This is a genomic window from Allobosea psychrotolerans (assembly GCF_002917105.1).
Classification (GTDB): Bacteria; Pseudomonadota; Alphaproteobacteria; order Rhizobiales; family Beijerinckiaceae; genus Allobosea; species Allobosea psychrotolerans.
Genome location: NZ_PQFZ01000002.1, coordinates 477,971 through 493,322 on the forward strand (window position 1 = coordinate 477,971; position 15,352 = coordinate 493,322).

Annotated in this window: 12 protein-coding genes; 10 read left to right on the plus strand and 2 right to left on the minus strand. The window is 67.3% G+C overall.

Features of this window, described 5'->3' with window-relative positions:
* Positions 1 to 120: 120 nt before the first annotated feature.
* The 4 genes from CYD53_RS05300 to CYD53_RS05315 are packed head-to-tail and all read left to right on the plus strand — an operon-like array spanning position 121 to position 5,103.
* Entirely contained in the window at positions 121 to 2,250 is a 2,130-nt protein-coding gene (locus CYD53_RS05300; protein WP_210202286.1) for a TonB-dependent siderophore receptor, read from the plus strand.
* Positions 2,250 to 3,326, plus strand: coding sequence for an ABC transporter substrate-binding protein (locus CYD53_RS05305; protein ID WP_103717040.1), 1,077 nt, complete (start codon positions 2,250 to 2,252; stop codon positions 3,324 to 3,326). The genes CYD53_RS05300 and CYD53_RS05305 overlap by 1 nt, the downstream gene beginning before the upstream one ends.
* A gap of 20 nt (positions 3,327 to 3,346) precedes the next feature.
* Entirely contained in the window at positions 3,347 to 4,369 is a 1,023-nt protein-coding gene (locus tag CYD53_RS05310; RefSeq protein ID WP_245928091.1) for a FecCD family ABC transporter permease, read from the plus strand.
* Positions 4,366 to 5,103 carry an ABC transporter ATP-binding protein gene (locus tag CYD53_RS05315; protein WP_103717042.1) on the plus strand — a complete coding sequence of 246 codons (738 nt, stop codon included), beginning with the start codon at positions 4,366 to 4,368 and terminating at the stop codon, positions 5,101 to 5,103. The genes CYD53_RS05310 and CYD53_RS05315 overlap by 4 nt, the downstream gene beginning before the upstream one ends.
* A 261-nt stretch (positions 5,104 to 5,364) precedes the next feature.
* Here the strand turns inward: CYD53_RS05315 and CYD53_RS05320 are convergent, their stop codons facing one another.
* Positions 5,365 to 5,835, minus strand: a complete 471-nt coding sequence (locus CYD53_RS05320) for a hypothetical protein (protein ID WP_103717043.1) — start codon at positions 5,833 to 5,835, stop codon at positions 5,365 to 5,367.
* On the opposite strand from CYD53_RS05320, the gene CYD53_RS05325 reads away from it, so the two are divergent.
* Complete coding sequence (locus CYD53_RS05325) at positions 5,822 to 6,145, plus strand: hypothetical protein (RefSeq protein WP_146055817.1); 324 nt, start codon at positions 5,822 to 5,824, stop codon at positions 6,143 to 6,145. The genes CYD53_RS05320 and CYD53_RS05325 overlap by 14 nt on opposite strands.
* Before the next feature lie 25 nt (positions 6,146 to 6,170).
* Here CYD53_RS05325 and CYD53_RS05330 read toward each other — a convergent pair whose 3' ends face one another.
* A complete protein-coding gene (locus tag CYD53_RS05330; RefSeq protein ID WP_181011721.1) occupies positions 6,171 to 7,097 on the minus strand; it encodes a LysR substrate-binding domain-containing protein in 927 nt (308 codons plus the stop codon).
* 180 nt (positions 7,098 to 7,277) lie between these two features.
* Here CYD53_RS05330 and CYD53_RS05335 point away from each other — a divergent pair, with 180 nt between their 5' ends.
* The 5 genes from CYD53_RS05335 to CYD53_RS05355 all read left to right on the plus strand — a co-directional run bounded on the left by CYD53_RS05335 (position 7,278) and on the right by CYD53_RS05355 (position 15,334).
* Entirely contained in the window at positions 7,278 to 9,311 is a 2,034-nt protein-coding gene (locus CYD53_RS05335; protein ID WP_103717046.1) for a hydantoinase/oxoprolinase family protein, read from the plus strand.
* A gap of 2 nt (positions 9,312 to 9,313) precedes the next feature.
* The gene (locus CYD53_RS05340; RefSeq protein ID WP_103717047.1) at positions 9,314 to 11,068 is read left to right on the plus strand and encodes a hydantoinase B/oxoprolinase family protein; all 1,755 of its coding nucleotides are present in this window, start codon (positions 9,314 to 9,316) and stop codon (positions 11,066 to 11,068) included.
* A gap of 73 nt (positions 11,069 to 11,141) precedes the next feature.
* A complete protein-coding gene (locus CYD53_RS05345; protein ID WP_210202287.1) occupies positions 11,142 to 12,683 on the plus strand; it encodes an ABC transporter substrate-binding protein in 1,542 nt (513 codons plus the stop codon).
* A 164-nt stretch (positions 12,684 to 12,847) separates the two neighbouring features.
* A complete protein-coding gene (locus CYD53_RS05350) occupies positions 12,848 to 13,555 on the plus strand; it encodes a DUF1345 domain-containing protein (RefSeq protein WP_103717048.1) in 708 nt (235 codons plus the stop codon).
* Between the two features lie 234 nt (positions 13,556 to 13,789).
* The gene (locus CYD53_RS05355; RefSeq protein WP_103717049.1) at positions 13,790 to 15,334 is read left to right on the plus strand and encodes a GMC family oxidoreductase; all 1,545 of its coding nucleotides are present in this window, start codon (positions 13,790 to 13,792) and stop codon (positions 15,332 to 15,334) included.
* Positions 15,335 to 15,352 lie beyond the last annotated feature (18 nt).

Consider the following 15,352-nt stretch of genomic DNA (forward strand, 5'->3'; position numbering starts at 1 on the left):
GCAATACGTCAAATTAGTATAATTATAATCTAACAACTCAATATTGCACCGCACATCCACTGCGACTAACACGCGGCTTGAGCTGGCGCCCGCGCCAGAAACTCTGCTGCGAGTGTTACGATGACCAGCCTGCGCCGCCCCCTCCTTGCGATGACCTCGCTTGCCTGCGCCTGGCCCCTGGCGGCCGGCGCACAGACGCAAGCCCCGGCCGATACTGTCGTGCTCGACGAGATCAGGGTCCAGGGCGAGAGCGCGACACGCGGCTACCAGCCGCTGCGTTCCTCGGTCGCGGGTGGCGCGGAGAAGCCGCTCGTCGATATCCCGCAATCCGTGACGGTGGTGTCGCCGCAGGTGCTGCGCGATCAGGCGGCGCGCAGCCTCGACGACGCGCTCGCCAATGTCGCCGGCGTCGTCCAGGCCAATACGCTTGGCGGCACGCAGGACGCCTTCGCCAAGCGCGGCTTCGGCGACAATCGCGACGGCTCGATCATGCGCGATGGTCTGCGTGTCGCCGCACCGCGCGCTTTCGACGCCACGGCCGAGCGCGTCGAAGTGCTGAAAGGTCCCGCGACGCTGCTCTTCGGCATCGTCGACCCCGGCGGCATGGTGAACATCGTCACCAAGAAGCCGGAGCTGACCGCACGCAACACCATCGAGACGCGGATGAGCAGCTTCGGCGGCGGCAAGAATGGCGGCGGCACGACCATCGACATGACCGGCCCGATCGGCCAGAGCGGCTTCGCCTACCGCCTGATCGGCGATGTGCAGACCAGCGACTATTGGCGTGAATACGGCATGAACCGCACGCGCATGCTGGCGCCCTCGCTGACCTATTTCGGGCCCGACACGACGATCCGCGTCTATGCGCAATATTCGCAGTACAAGGTGCCGTTCGACCGCGGCACGATCTTCGATCCCGCTACGGGGCGGGCGGTGCGCGTCTCGTCGCGGCACCGTTTCGACGAGCGCTACAACGTCACCGAGGGCGAGAACCAGCTCGCCGGAATCGAGTTCGACCACCGCTTCAACGCGAACTGGTCGCTGAAGGCGCATTACGCCTACAGCCACAACTGGTACAACGACAATCAGGCGCGCGTGATCGCCTATAATTCCGCGACTGGTGCCGTGACCCGCCGCGCCGACGCGACCCAGGACTCCAATCTCGACGTCCACGCCCTGCGCGTCGACCTGACCGGGCGCGAGAAGCTGTTCGGCTTCACCAATGAATTCCTGATCGGCGCCTCTTACGACTACAGCAAGGTCATTCGCACCGACCTGATCCGCAGCGCCAACGCGACCGGGTTCAACATCTACCGCCCGGTACACGGACGGCTGGCCGCGAGCCGAAACGTCGTCGCCTCGGACAGCGACCAGACCGAGCGCCTGGAGACGGCCTCGGCCTATATCCAGGACACGCTGTGGCTGACCGATCAGCTCAGCCTCGTCGGCGGCGCGCGCATCCAGGCCTTCGATCAATATGCCGGGCGCGGCCGGCCGTTCTCGGTCAATACCGACATCAGCGGCAACAAGGTGATCCCGCGCGCCGGCATCCTTTACAAGCTCACCCCGGCGGTCTCGGTCTATGCGAGCTACACCGAATCCTTCAAGCCGAACTCCTCGATCTCGCAGGCGATCGGCGCATTGCCCCCCGAGGAGGGCAAGTCCTATGAAGTCGGCGCCAAGGCGGAGCTGCCCTTCGGCCTGACCGCCACGGCGGCGATCTTCGACATCGACAAGCGCAACGTGCTCTACACCGAGACGGTGGGAGGCACGACGATCGCCCGCACCGCCGGGCGGGTGCGCTCGCGCGGCGCCGAGTTCGAGCTCGCCGGCAATCTGACCGAGCAGCTCTCGATTGCCGCCAACTACGCCTATACGGACCTTAAGGTCTCGGATGATCCGACCCTGGCGCCGGGCTCCAGCCTGCCGAACGTGGCGCGCAACAGCGGCGCCCTGTTCCTGACCTATGATTTCGGCCAGCTCGGGCCGGGGCGGCTGCGCGCCGGCGCCGGCGCGCGTTATGTCGGCCGTCGCCCGGGCGACGCGGCAAACTCGTTCTACCTGCCGGAATACACGGTCGCCGATCTCTTCGTGTCCTACGAGACCAGGCTCAACGGCCACCCGCTCGACCTGCAGCTCAACGTCAAGAACCTGTTCGACAAGGTCTACTACCCCTCTGCGGTCAATAATCTCAATGTCGCGGTCGGCGAGCCTTTCCAGGCCCTGTTGACGGCGCGGCTCGGCTTCTGATGCGCAGGCTCGTCGTCGGGGCGCTGCTCGCCGGATTGGTGGCGGGGCTGGCCAAGGCCCAGCCCATCGCCTTCGAGGATCTTGCCGGCCGATCGATCTCGCTGAGCGCCCCCGCGTCGCGCATCATCGCGCTGCCGATCCCGGCCGCGCCGACCCTCATGGCGCTGGATCGTTCGCCCGCGCGGCTGCTCGGCATGCATCCGATCGTGCGCGCGATCGCGCGCGAGAGCCTGCTTGCGCGCATCTTCCCCGGGATCGCCCAGGTCGAGACCAACTTCGTCATGCCGGGCGCGACGGCCTTCATGCCGAATGTCGAGGCCATCGCGGCAACCGGGCCGGACCTCGTGCTGCAACGGGGCGAACGCGGCGCCGACATCATCGGCCCGCTGATCAATGCCGGCCTGACCACCGCCTTGGTGATCTATGGCGACGAGGAGATCAGCCGCCGCAACATCGCGATGCTGGGCGCCGCGATCGGCGCCGATGCGCGCGCAGAAGCCATCATCGGCTGGCGCAAGGCGGTGGCGGAGCGGCTCGCGCCCTTACGGACGCCGGAACTTCGCGCAAAGGCGCCGCGCATCCTCTTCCTCTCCCGCTCGGCCGGGCGCTTCGTCGCCACGGGCGAGGAGAGCATCATGGGGTACGCGATCTCGCTCGCGGGCGGGCGCAATGCGGCCGATGGGCTGACAGGCTCCAAGACGGCTTCAGCCGAGCAGATGATGATCTGGGACCCCGACGTCATCCTGCTCAACAGCGCCGTCCCTGACCTGACGCCGCAGACCGTTCTCGACGATCCGATCCTGTCGGGCACACGCGCGGCAAAGGACAGGCGCGTCTACAAGATCCCGACCGGCGCTTATCGCTGGGAGCCGCCGACACAGGAGAACCCCTTCCTCTGGCTCTGGCTGGCGGCCCTTTTGCACGAGACCGGCCCGGCCATCGATCTGCGCCACGAATTGCGCGAGGGACTGCGCGATCTCTATGGGTTCGCGGCCTCGGAGAATGATCTCGACCAGGTCCTGCGGCTCGATGTGAACGGCTCATCCCGGGCCTATTCGCGCTTCGCCCGGCCATGACCATCGCAGCGGGCGGATCAATGTCGCATGACCGTGGCGCGACCCTTGTCATGGTCGCCCTGGCGGTCGGGCTCGGCCTGGTCATGGTCGCCGCCCTCTGCGCCGGTCGGCTTTCGCTTTCGCCCGGCACCGTGCTCGGCATCGTCCTGTCCCGCATCGTTCCCGTCGACCCGAGCTGGAGCGACTTGCAGGAGCGCATCGTGCTTCTGGTCAGGCTGCCGCGCGTCCTGCTCGCCGCCATCTGCGGCGCCGCACTTGCAGCCGCCGGCGCCGCTATGCAGGGCGTGCTGCGCAACCCGCTGGTCTCGCCGCATATCCTCGGCGTCTCCTCCGGCGCCTCTTTCGGCGGCGCGGTCGCGATCCTGCTCGGCCTGTCCGGCTGGCTCCTGATCGGCTCGGCTTTTCTCGCTGGTTCCGCCGCCTTGCTGCTGGTCGGCGCCATCGCCCGCGTCGATGGCCGCGCGGGCACGGTCACCGTCGTGCTGACCGGCGTCATCGTCGCGGCGCTGTTCAGCGCACTGGTCAGCCTGACGCAATTCGTCGCCGAGCCCGACAGCTCATTGCCGGCGATCGTGTTCTGGCTGATGGGCAGCTTCGCCACCGCGAGCTGGCGCCAGCTCGCAGCCGCCGCTCCCGTGCTTGCGCTGGCCCTCATGCTCGTGCTCGGCCTGCGCTTCCGCATCAACGTGCTCTCGCTCGGCGAGGACGATGCGCGCGCACTCGGCCTGCCGGTCGAGCGCGACCGTTGGCTCGTCTTCCTGGCTGTGGCGTTGATGGAAGCGACCGTCGTCGCCTTCGCCGGTGTCATCGGCTGGGTCGGGCTCGTGGTGCCGCATGCCGCGCGCATGATCGCCGGCGAGGATCATCGCCTGCTGATCCCGGCCTCGGCCCTGCTCGGTGCATCCTATCTGGTGCTGGTCGACACCATCGCCCGCACGGCAGTGGCCGCCGAGATCCCGCTCGGCGTTCTGACCGCGATCGTCGGTGCTCCGGTCTTTGCACTGCTGCTGCGCCAGCGTCAGCGCCGGGAGCTGACGGCATGATCGCGTTGAAAGGCGCAGGCATCCGCCGTGGCGAGCGCTGGATCTTCCGCGGGCTCGATCTATCGCTGGCGCCGGGGCGCTGCGTTGCCGTGCTTGGCCCCAACGGGCGCGGCAAGACCACGCTGATCAAGGCCGTCACGGGGCTCGACAAGCTCGATGAGGGCACCCGCACGGCGCCGCCGCTCGTCGCCTATGTGCCGCAGGTGATCGCGCCCCTGCCCTATCGCGCGCTCGATGTCGTGGTGATGGCGCGCGCCCGGTCGCTCGGTCTGTTCGGAACGCCGCGCCGTGCCGACTACGACATCGCCCGCGCAGCGCTGGCGCGCATCGGCGCCGAGGCTTTCACCGAGCAGCGGCTCGACCGGCTCTCGGGCGGCGAGCGCCAGCTCGTGCTGCTGGCGCGCGCCTTGGCGACGCAATCGCCCGTCCTGGTGCTCGACGAGCCGGCCTCGGCGCTCGATCTCGCCAATCAAAGCCGCCTCGTCGCCGTGCTACGCGACCTGCGCGCCGCCGGCGAGCACGCGATCCTGTTCAGCACGCATCTGCCGACCCACGCACTTGAGGTCGCCGACGAAGCCCTGCTGCTGATGGGGCCGGAGGATCAGCGTCAGGGCCCTGTCGACGCGGTGATGAGCGAGAGCAATCTGAGCGCCCTCTACGGCACGCCACTGCGCCGCCGCCAGGTCGCGATCGAAGGCCATGGCCTGGTCGAGACGATCATCCCGCTGCATTGACGGGATAGGTCAGGCCCAGGGTCTCGACTGCCCTTGTCATGGAGCGCCCAAGATCGTGTGAGCCAACCCGCGCGGGCGGAACTTATCAGGGTCATTATAGCATAATCGCTATAATGTTTAACCTATCTGACAGCCGAATGATCCCGGACCCTAGGCAATCTGACAGCTAATCGCCGAATAGCCTGCCGCGCGCTCGGCCGCCACAAGGGCGAACACCGGCACGTCTCCATCGACTGGAGGCTCCGTCGTCGGTCCTGCCGATCAGGCCGTTTCCGCGTCATTGCCGCGTCCGATTCTGCTCAAGCGCTCGATGAATTTCGGCTTTCTCTCGTGCGTTGTCCGGATCGAGGCTAGGCGGCGGTTGAATTCGTCCTGCTCTCCCGCCTCCCTGGCCAGCACCTGAAGGTCGAAGAGCAGACCTGCCGCCCGGTCATAGCCCGAGGCGTTGCGGCGCTCGATTTCTTGATTGATCTCCCGCCAGGCATCGGCGCCGCGCTGCCTGGGGGCGTTGATCCGCGTACGCCGCGTCCTTTCGGCCTCTTCGGCCTGCCGGCGCCGCTCCGCCTCGCGACGTTTGGCGTCCGCCCGCTCGCGTGCCTCGGCGATCTCCCGCGCCCGAACTCGCAGCTCGCCGGCCGTGCGGCGTGTCGTGGACACTGGATGGACCTCGCGTGCCCAGCTCCTGAGCTCGGCGGCCACGTGGGGGTCGCCATCGACGATGCGCAGCAGCAACTCGGTCCCAGCTGGACCTGGTGTCGGTTGTTGCTGGGCCGCCGCTCCGGCCGATAGCGGCTTTCCGACCTTCCGGCACTCCGTCTTCGGCATGTATGTCTGCCTGACCGTCAGCTTGCCCGACGAGGTCGCTCATATCGCCGTCGGGCATTCCTTCAAAGGGCAACATGTGGGCGTCAGCGCGGAATGCACCATTGTGCGCCAGGCCGACCATGGCTGGTGGCATGTCGCCGGAGCGCTCGGACTCATCAAGCCGGAAACGATGACCGGCCTCGCCGCGAATCTGACTGCCAGGAAGCCCACGCTCTGATGCCGCTAGACGCGCAGCCGCGGCTTTACACCGTCAGCGCATCCGTCTCCTGATCGACATAGCGCGCCATCTGCCCGTCGCAGATCTCCATGAACAGAGCCTCGGCGCGCGTCACGGGCGCATCGAGCCGGCGCACCATGCCGAGTTCGAGCCTGACCAGCGGCTCGAAGCGGCGGGAGATGCCGCCAAGCCGCTCATGATGCGCGGCCGTGATCGCATCGACGATCGCGACGCCGGCGCCTTCGAGCACAAGCAGCGAGGCCAGCGGCAGCAGCGGCGTCTCGACCGGCATCGCAGGCGAGACGCCATGCCGGTCGAGCAGCGCCTGGACCTGTGTGTCCATCAGCGTGCGCCGCGAGGCGCTGACCAGGCTTTCGCCCTCCAGATCGGCAGGGCCGAGAACCTCCCTCCCCGCCAGTCGATGACCGGGCGGCAGGATGCAGCGACAAGGCAGCGAATAACGCCGCACGGTCTGCAGATTGGCGAGCGGCACCGAGATGCTGATGAAGCCGATATCGTATTGGCCGGTCATGACCTGCTGGGTCACCGTCTGCGACCCTGCCGAGTCGAGCCGCACCGCGACGCCCGGCGCTCGCCGCAAGAATTCCCCGACCATCTTCGGCAGCAGGGAACTCGCCAGGATAGGCAGCGAGGACATCGACAGCGTGCCGCGCCGTCCTTTCCGGATTTCTGCCACCGCCGAGGAGATCCGGTCGAGCCCGACGAAGGAACGCTGCACTTCGTCGAGCAGCAGTCCGGCCTCGGCGGTGGGCACGAGCCTGCCCTTGGTCCGGTCGAACAGGCGCAGGCCCGTATCGAGCTCCAGCTCCTTGAGAAGGCGGCTGACGGCCGGCTGCGACAGGTTCATCGTCGCCGCTGTCGCAGAGACGCTGCCGGTCAGCATCATCACGCGGAAGGCCTGCAGGCCGCGATGGCTCAACTGGCGAGGCATGGCAGGGCTATCAGCTTTTCGCATACGAGGTGACGGGAATTCTATTTGAGCGCATGCGACGGGAGATGCAACCGTAGCACCGACGTGCAAACACTGCCCTTAAGTGCTTAGGGATCCAATATCGGAGCCATAAGGAAAGGGAATGCAGCAGCCGTCCGCCAGCAGGGAACCGACGATCTCATGTACAGGGTTGGTTTTGACGTTGGCGGCACCTTCACCGATTTCACCATTCACGATGGAGCCAGCGGCGCGATACGCCACTTCAAGGTCGCCTCGACTCCATCCGACCCGTCCGAGGCGATCGAGAGCGGGCTGTCGGCGCTGATCGCCGAGCTCGGCATCGCAGCCCATGACATCGGCTTCGTCGGCCATGGCACCACGGTCGCGACCAATATGGTGATCGAGCGGCGCGGCGTGCGCACCGGGCTGATCACCACCAAGGGCTTCCGCGACGTGCTCGAGATCGGCCGCCAGGTCAGGCCGCATCTGTTCGACTACTCAGTCGGCAAGCCCGAGCCGCTGGTGCCGCGCCAGCGCCGCATCGAGGTCGCCGGCCGGATCGATGTCGAGGGCAACACGCTGACTGAGCTCGACGAGGCTGCAATCCGCAGCGCTGCCGCGGCGCTGCTTGCGGCTCGCGTCGAGGCGATCGCGATCTGCTTCCTGCACAGCTATCTCCGCGGCGCACATGAGCGGCGCGCCGCCGAGATAGTGCGCGAGGTCGCGCCCGATCTTTATGTCTCGACCTCCTCGGAGGTGCTGCCCGAGTTCCGCGAATATGAGCGCTTCTCGACCACGGCGATCAACAGCTATGTCGGCCCGAAAATGGACCGCTATCTCAACCGGTTCCTCGGCCGATTGACGAATCTGGGCATCGCGGCACAGCCCTATACGATCCATTCCAATGGCGGGCTGATGTCGGTCGAGACGGTTCGCGCCTATCCGGTGCGCACCTGCTTGTCGGGACCGGCGGCAGGCGTCGTCGGTGCAGCCGAGGTCGGCAAGGAGGCGGGCTTTCCCGATCTCATCACCTTCGATGTCGGCGGCACCTCGACCGACGTTTCCCTTGTCCTGGCGGGCGCCCCAGCCTTCGCCGCCAGCCGCATGGTCGCCGACCACCCGGTGCGCACACCGATGGTCGACATCCATGTCATCGGCGCGGGCGGCGGCTCGATCGCCTGGATCGACGACGCCGGCGCGCTCAAGGTCGGCCCCCACAGCGCCGGCGCCGATCCAGGCCCCGTCGCCTATGGCCGCGGCGGCACCGAGCCGACCCTGACCGACGCCAACATCATCCTGCACCGGCTCAATCCAGTGACGCTGCTCGGCGGCCGGATGAAGGTCGATGAGGGGGCGGCTCGCCGGGCCGTCGAGGAGCGCATCGCCAGGCCGCTGGGCCTCACGGTCGAGGAGGCGGCGCTCGGCATCATCCGTATCGCGGTCGCCAATATGAGCCGGGCGATCCGGGCCGTCTCGACCGAGAAGGGCCACGACCTCGCGAATTTCGCGCTCTTTCCCTATGGCGGAGCCGGGCCGCTCCATGCGGTCGCGGTGGCCGAGGAGTGCGACCTGAAGCGCGTTCTGGTGCCGCAGGAGCCGGGCACGATGTGCGCGCGCGGCATCCTGATGTCCGATCTCAGCCTCGATTTCGTCAAGAGCGAGATCATCATCGCCAATGACGCGAGCTGGCCGCGCATCGTCGCGCAGTTCGACGGCATGCAGGAGCGCGGTCTCGCCTGGCTCGACAAGGAGGCCGTAGAGCCCGGGCGTCGCAGCTTTTTGCGCGTGGTCGAGGCCCGCTACAAGGGCCAGAACCATGAGGTCCAGGTCCGCCTCGACAAGGAGGCATCCAGCGTCGCCTTCGCCGAGTTCGTTGCCGGGTTCCGCGAGGCGCACCGCCGCGAATATGGCTATGATGTCGAGGGTCTCGCGATCGAGGTGGTGAATTGCCGGCTCAAGGTCGTCGGCGCGATCGACCGTCCCGGGACGAAACCACCCGGCACGCAGGCCGCAGCCCCGCTCGCGCGCGACCATCGCCTTGTCCATTTCGCCGATGGCTGGGTCGATACGCCGATCCATGACCGCGTCAGTCTGGGCGCGGGCGCACGGCTCGAAGGTCCGGCCGTGATCGAGGAGATGAGCTCCACCACCGTCGTCGGCCCGGGCCAGCATGTCAGGATCGATGCCATCGGCAACCTGATCGTGGAGCTGTGACCATGACCGCCACCCTCCAGACCAGCCTCGCCGCGCTACGCAGCGATGACGAAGCCCGCCTCGCCGATCCGATCGCGATGGAGGTCTTCTCCAACCGGCTGCTCTCGATCACCGAGGACATGGGCAACACGCTCGTCCGCTCCTCCTTCTCGACCAATATCAAGGAGCGCAAGGACTGTTCGGTCGCGCTCTTCGACGGTGCCGGCCGGCTCGTCTGCCAGGCCTCGCATGTGCCATTGCATCTGGGCTCGCTGATGGGCAGCGTCACCGCGGTGCTGAAGGCCTGCCCGGTGGCGCGCATGCGCGATGGCGACGCCTTCATCTGCAACGATCCCTATCTCGCCGGCGGCACCCATATGCCGGACATCTCGATCGTCACCCCGGTGTTCATCGACGGAGCTTTGCGTTTCTTCGCGGCCAATATCGGCCATCATTCCGATGTCGGCGGCTCGGTTCCCGGCTCGATCTCGGGTACGGCGCGCTCGATCTTCGAGGAGGGCCTGCGCATCCCGGTGATCCGGATCGTGCGCGCCGGCGAGCTCGATGAGGATCTGCTCAATCTCGTCTCGCAGAATTCGCGCGAGGCCGAGGAACGCTCGCTCGATCTCAAGGTCCAGATCGCCACGAACGAACGCGGCAAGCGCCTGTTGCTGGCCCTCTCGCTTCAGATGGGGTTAGCCGCGATGACGGGCGCGATCGACGATCTGCTCGCCTATACCGCGCGACGCCTGCGCAACCGCATCCGCGACATGCAGGACGGCCAGGCGAGCTGCATCGCCTGGCTCGACGATGACGGGCTCGGCGGCGATCCCGTGCCGATCCAGGCCAATGTCACGGTGCAAGGCGAAAGACTGATCCTGGATTTCAGCGGCAGCGCTCCCCAGGCGCGCGGCGCGATGAACGTCGCCGAAAGCGCGCTGCTGGCGACCTGCTACTACGCGGTCAAGACGCTGCTCGACCCCGAGCTTCTGCCCAATAGCGGCATGTTCGCCTGCGTCGAGGTTTCCGCTCCGCCCGGCAGCATCGTCAACCCCGCCTACCCGGCTCCGGTCGGGGCGCGCTCGATCACCTGCAACAAGGTGGCGCGCGCCCTGTTCGGCGCCTTCGCCCAATTGCTCCCAGCGGAGCGGGCGATGGCCTCTTCGCAGGATGTCGTGCCGGTCATCATCTTTTCCGGCCAGCGCCGGCGCGACGACGGCACCTTCGTCTATCTGGAATCGATGGGCGGAGGCGCTGGCGCGCGCCATGACGGCGACGGCATGGACGGCGTCCATGTCCATATCACCAACACCTCGAACCTGCCGGCCGAGGCGTTGGAGAACGAATACGCGCTGTTGGTCGATGAATACGCGCTGGTCGAGGATTCCGGCGGCGCAGGGCGCCATCGCGGCGGGCTCGGCATCGCTCGCCAGATCTCGGCGACGCGCGACGGCATCGTCTTCTCCGCCCGCTCGGACGGCCACCGCGCCGGCGCTCCCGGCCTGTTCGGCGGGTGTGACGGCCGCACCGCCCGGCTGCGGCGCAATCCGGGTACGGCGCATGAGGAGGAGCTCTCCTCGAAGATCTCCAATCTCGAGCTCAGGGCGGGCGATTCGGTGCGATTGGAGACGCCGGGCGGTGGCGGCTTCGGCTCGCCGGCCGAACGCGAGCTCAAGGCCCTGGCCCAGGACATCCGTTCCGGCAAATGCTCGCGGAGCGCAGCCGAGCGCGACTATGGCACAGAGCGCGTGACGCAGGCGCTGGCCCTAGTGCACTGATCGTCAAGAACACGGTGCGCGCGGCTGGGCCTTGCGCCCCTCCCGGCTCCGAACACGACAAAGGAGCGGGATGATGAACGAGATGACGATGCGGCCGAGCCGCCGGGCTTTCCTGGCGGGCGCAGCGGCCTTCGCCGGCAACCTTGCCGGGCCGGGCGCGATCAGGGCGGCACGCGCGCAGGGCAAGGACATGCTGCGCTTTGCCCTGTCGAGCTATCCGTCGAGCTTGCGTCCGTTCCAGCACGCCGGCACCAGCGCCGGCGCCGTCAAGCTGATGATCCATCGCGGGCTCGTCGGCTACGACGCCACCGGCAAGCTTCGCGGCGAGATCGCCGAAAGCTTTCGCGCCGATGGCGAGCGCGCCTATGTCTTCGAGCTGCGCGAGAACGCCAGATTCCACAATGGCGATCGCGTCACCGGCGAGGATGTGAAGTTCACGATCGAGCAGATCGCCGGCGCGAAATCGACCGCCTATCTCAAGGCCGCCTACGAGATCGTCGAACAGGTCGAGGTCAAGGGACGCAGCGTCCGCATCCTGCTGAAGGCCCCCTCCGCCACATTCCCCTTCCACCTCGCCAGCTTCAACGCGCCGATCATCTCGGCGAAATCGAGCGATGCGGAGGCGATCGGCTGCGGCCCCTATCGCATCACCGAGATCGAGCGCGGCACCCGGATGGATCTCGCCGCCTTCGACGGCTATTTCCGCCCCGGCTTTCCGAAGACGCCCAAGCTGCGATGCATCGCCTATGCCGACGAGAACCTGCGCGTCGCGGCACTCCAGGCCGGCGATGTCGATCTGATCGAGTATGTGCCCTGGCAAAGCATGGCGGCGATCGGCGCCAATCCGGCCCTGAAGCTCGACGCGACGGACGGCCCCTTCATGGGCCTCGTCTTCAACACCAGGCAGGGCCCCTTCGCCAATCCCAAATTGCGCCAGGCCGTGGCCTATGCGGTCAACCGGGCCGATGTGGTCAAGGCCGCCTTCTTCGGCCATGGCACGCCGATGGAAGGGTTGCCGATCGTCCCGAACTCACCCTTCTTCGACGCGGCGCGCGAGGCGCATTGGAAACAGGACGTCGCCAGGGCAAAGCAGCTCCTGGCCGAGGCCGGAATGCCGGACGGCTTCCAGACCACCCTGCTCTCCTCGGCGCAATACGGCATGCACAAGGACACGGCGGAGGTGGTGCAGCAGAGCCTCGCCGCGGTCGGGATTCGCGCCACGCTGCAATTACCCGACTATGCGACGCGCCTCCAGCTCGGCAATCGCGGCCAGTACGAGCTCGCCGTCGTCGGTTATGCGCTCGACTATGAGGACCCCGACGCGATGTCGAGCTTTCTCGCCGGCAGCTCTCCCTCCTATCAGCGCTCCTTCGGCTTCGAGAACAAGGCCATTGCCGAGTTGCTGGCCAAGGGCCGGGCCGAGCTCGATCTCGCCGCGCGGAAGGCGACCTATGACGAGATGATCCGGCTCGCGCTCGCGGAGGCGCCGATGGTCGGACTCGCCTGGCGTTCGCAGGGTTATGCCTTCCGGCGGGAGGTCTCAGGCTTTCGCAGCCTGCCCGGCTCGCTCTCCTTCTACTCGCCGGTCACCATCGAGGAGGCGCGCCTGGTTTGAGCTGAGCGCACAGAATATCCGGATCCGCGTCCAGGCTCCGTAAAACCTCATTGCGGCGGGCAAGGCGGCAACGCAATCTAGCTCGACTCGCGCTGCGGCCTCGGATTGCTCCGTCCCCCGCCATGGCGGGACCATATGTCGGGGCAACGCGCTAGGGATTAACCATGGACAGCTCGGCGCTTGACCGGCATCGCCAGCGCTGGCTGCCGATCCGCTATGTGCGGGCGAGACCGCGCCTGTTCCTTTGCGCGGCGCTGGCGGTTCTGGTGGGCTTGCTCTTGCCCGAGTCCTGGCGGCCGACGACGCGGGCGCTGGTGGCTTGGAATGCGGGGACGATCGCCTTCCTCTGCAGCATCATCGTGATGATGCTGCGCGCCACGCGCGCGACGATACGTCGTAACGCGGCCCTGCAGGATGAAGGCCAGTTCCTGATCCTGTCCCTGGCGATCCTGGCAGCGATCGCCAGCATCGGCGCCATCGTGGCCGAGCTCGGCTCGGTCAAGGATGCCGTCGGGATCGTGAAAGGGCTCCATCTCGGCCTGGCCTTCCTCACGATCGTCTCGGCCTGGGGCTTCGTCCATGTGATGTTCGCGCTGCATTATGCGCACGAGTATTTCGACGAGTGGCGAACCCATCCGGATGCGAAGCCACAAATGCGCGGCGGTCTCGACATTCCCGGCAACGAAGAATGCCCCGACTATTTGGATTTCCTCTATTTTTCCTTCGTCATCGGCGTGGCCACGGCGACGGCCGACATCAACATCGCCTCCCGTTCGATCCGCCGGGCGGCGCTGGTTCACTGCGTCCTGGCCTTCTTCTTCAACCTGGCCATTCTCGGCCTGACCATCAACATCGCCGCCAGCCTGATTTAAGCCGTTTCCAATCCAATCTGCTCGAAAACGGCTCCAAGCACTTGGTTCGATGCGCATTCTTCACGTGAGCCGACCCTAGTCCGCGAGCCATGCGGCCGCCACCACCCGTGTGCCCTCTCGCAAGCAGCACACCAGATCGGTTGCCATGGCCGGCACCTCGGTTCCGCGCCTGCCGCATGGCGCAGGGTGTCCGGCCATGTCAGAACGCGGTGTGGACAGGGAGAATCTGAGCGCATGTACGACGTGATCGTGGTGGGCGCCGGCTCGGCCGGGGCGCCGCTGGCCGCCCGGCTTTCGGAGGATCCGAACCGCCGCGTGCTGCTACTGGAGGCCGGGCGCGACTGGCGCGCCACCGAGGCGCCGCACGCGCTGCGCAGCGCCAACATCATCCCGTTCATGCACGATCCGGCGCATCAGGCGCAATGGCAATGGCCGGAGTTGACGACCCGCCGGACCGCGGCGCAGGAGCCGCGTTTCTACTGGCGCGGCCGGGCGCTCGGCGGCTCCTCCACGGTCAACGCGCAGATCGCCATTCGCGGCGTCGCGGAGGTCTTCGACACCTGGGCTGAGTATGGCTGCGAAGGCTGGTCCTCGGAGGATGTGCTACCGGTCTTCGATGCGATCGAAGGCGATCCGCAGGCCGGCACCGCCGGCCCCTTGCCGGTGTATCGCGCGCCGGAAAGCAGCTGGGGCCATGTCGACCTCGCCTTCCGCGATGCGGCTCTGGCTGCCGGCTATCCCTGGCTCGGCAACCTCAACGCGCTGCAGGGCGAAGGGATCGCGACCAACCCGATCAACTCCCGTGACGGCGCGCGCATCTCCACCAACGACGCCTATCTGGAGCCGGTGCGGGGACGCGCAAATCTGGAGATCCGTGGCGACGCCATGGTCGACAGGATCCTGTTCGACGGCCATCGCGCCCGTGCTGTGCAGGTCCGCTTTGCCGGCGAGGAGTGGACGCAGATCGAGGGCCGCGAGATCGTGCTGTGCGCCGGCGCGATCCACAGCCCCACCATCCTGATGCGCTCAGGGCTCGGCCCGGCCGCGCAACTGGCGGCGCTGGGAATTCCCGTGCTGCGCGACCAGCCTTTTGTGGGGCGCAACCTGATGGACCATCCGGTGCTGCGCCTCAGCCTGGCCCTCAAGCCCGGCTTCGTCGCGCATGATCCCGATGCCCGCCACACCAATTGCTGCCTGACCTATAGCAGCGGCCTCGGCGGCGGCGGCCGGCGCGACATGATCATGGTCGCATACAACCATCGCGGCTTCGTGGGCGCCATGCCCGGGCCAGGCGGAGGGGTGGGCGTATCGCTCTACGATGCGTTCTCGCGCGGCGAATTGCGCCTGAGCTCGGCCGACCCCGACGCCAATCCTATCGTCGACGAGAACATGCTGGCCGACCCGCGCGACCGGCTGCGCATGCGCGACGCGGTGCGGCGGCTGGCCGCGCTCGCCGAGCAGCCGGCCCTGCGCGCGGTCTGCGACGACATTCGCTTCTGCGAGACCCCGCTCAGCCCGGCCGAGGCGGCAACCTTGCCGGAGGCCGAGCTCGATGCGCTGATGCTGCAGGAGGCCAGCGACATCCAGCACGCCGCCGGCACCTGCCACATGACCGCCTATCACGACCCGCGCGGCGTGGTGGACCCGGATCTGCGGGTGCGCGGCGTCGAGGGACTTAGGGTCGCCGACGCCTCGATCATGCCGACGGATTGCCGGGCGAACCTGCACTTCACCTGCGTGATGATCGGCGAGGCCCTGGCGCGGCGGATGCGCGCCTAGATGTAAGCATTTTCGAGC

Coding starts and splice junctions, on each gene's coding strand:
- CYD53_RS05350 (WP_103717048.1), top strand. CDS start 12,848: ATGGACAGCTCGGCGCTTGACCGGCATCGCCAGCGCTGGCTGCCGATC.
- CYD53_RS05330 (WP_181011721.1), bottom strand. CDS start 7,097: ATGCCTCGCCAGTTGAGCCATCGCGGCCTGCAGGCCTTCCGCGTGATG.
- CYD53_RS05340 (WP_103717047.1), top strand. CDS start 9,314: ATGACCGCCACCCTCCAGACCAGCCTCGCCGCGCTACGCAGCGATGAC.
- CYD53_RS05335 (WP_103717046.1), top strand. CDS start 7,278: ATGTACAGGGTTGGTTTTGACGTTGGCGGCACCTTCACCGATTTCACC.
- CYD53_RS05300 (WP_210202286.1), top strand. CDS start 121: ATGACCAGCCTGCGCCGCCCCCTCCTTGCGATGACCTCGCTTGCCTGC.
- CYD53_RS05305 (WP_103717040.1), top strand. CDS start 2,250: ATGCGCAGGCTCGTCGTCGGGGCGCTGCTCGCCGGATTGGTGGCGGGG.
- CYD53_RS05325 (WP_146055817.1), top strand. CDS start 5,822: ATGCGCAGCAGCAACTCGGTCCCAGCTGGACCTGGTGTCGGTTGTTGC.
- CYD53_RS05315 (WP_103717042.1), top strand. CDS start 4,366: ATGATCGCGTTGAAAGGCGCAGGCATCCGCCGTGGCGAGCGCTGGATC.
- CYD53_RS05355 (WP_103717049.1), top strand. CDS start 13,790: ATGTACGACGTGATCGTGGTGGGCGCCGGCTCGGCCGGGGCGCCGCTG.
- CYD53_RS05310 (WP_245928091.1), top strand. CDS start 3,347: ATGTCGCATGACCGTGGCGCGACCCTTGTCATGGTCGCCCTGGCGGTC.
- CYD53_RS05345 (WP_210202287.1), top strand. CDS start 11,142: ATGAACGAGATGACGATGCGGCCGAGCCGCCGGGCTTTCCTGGCGGGC.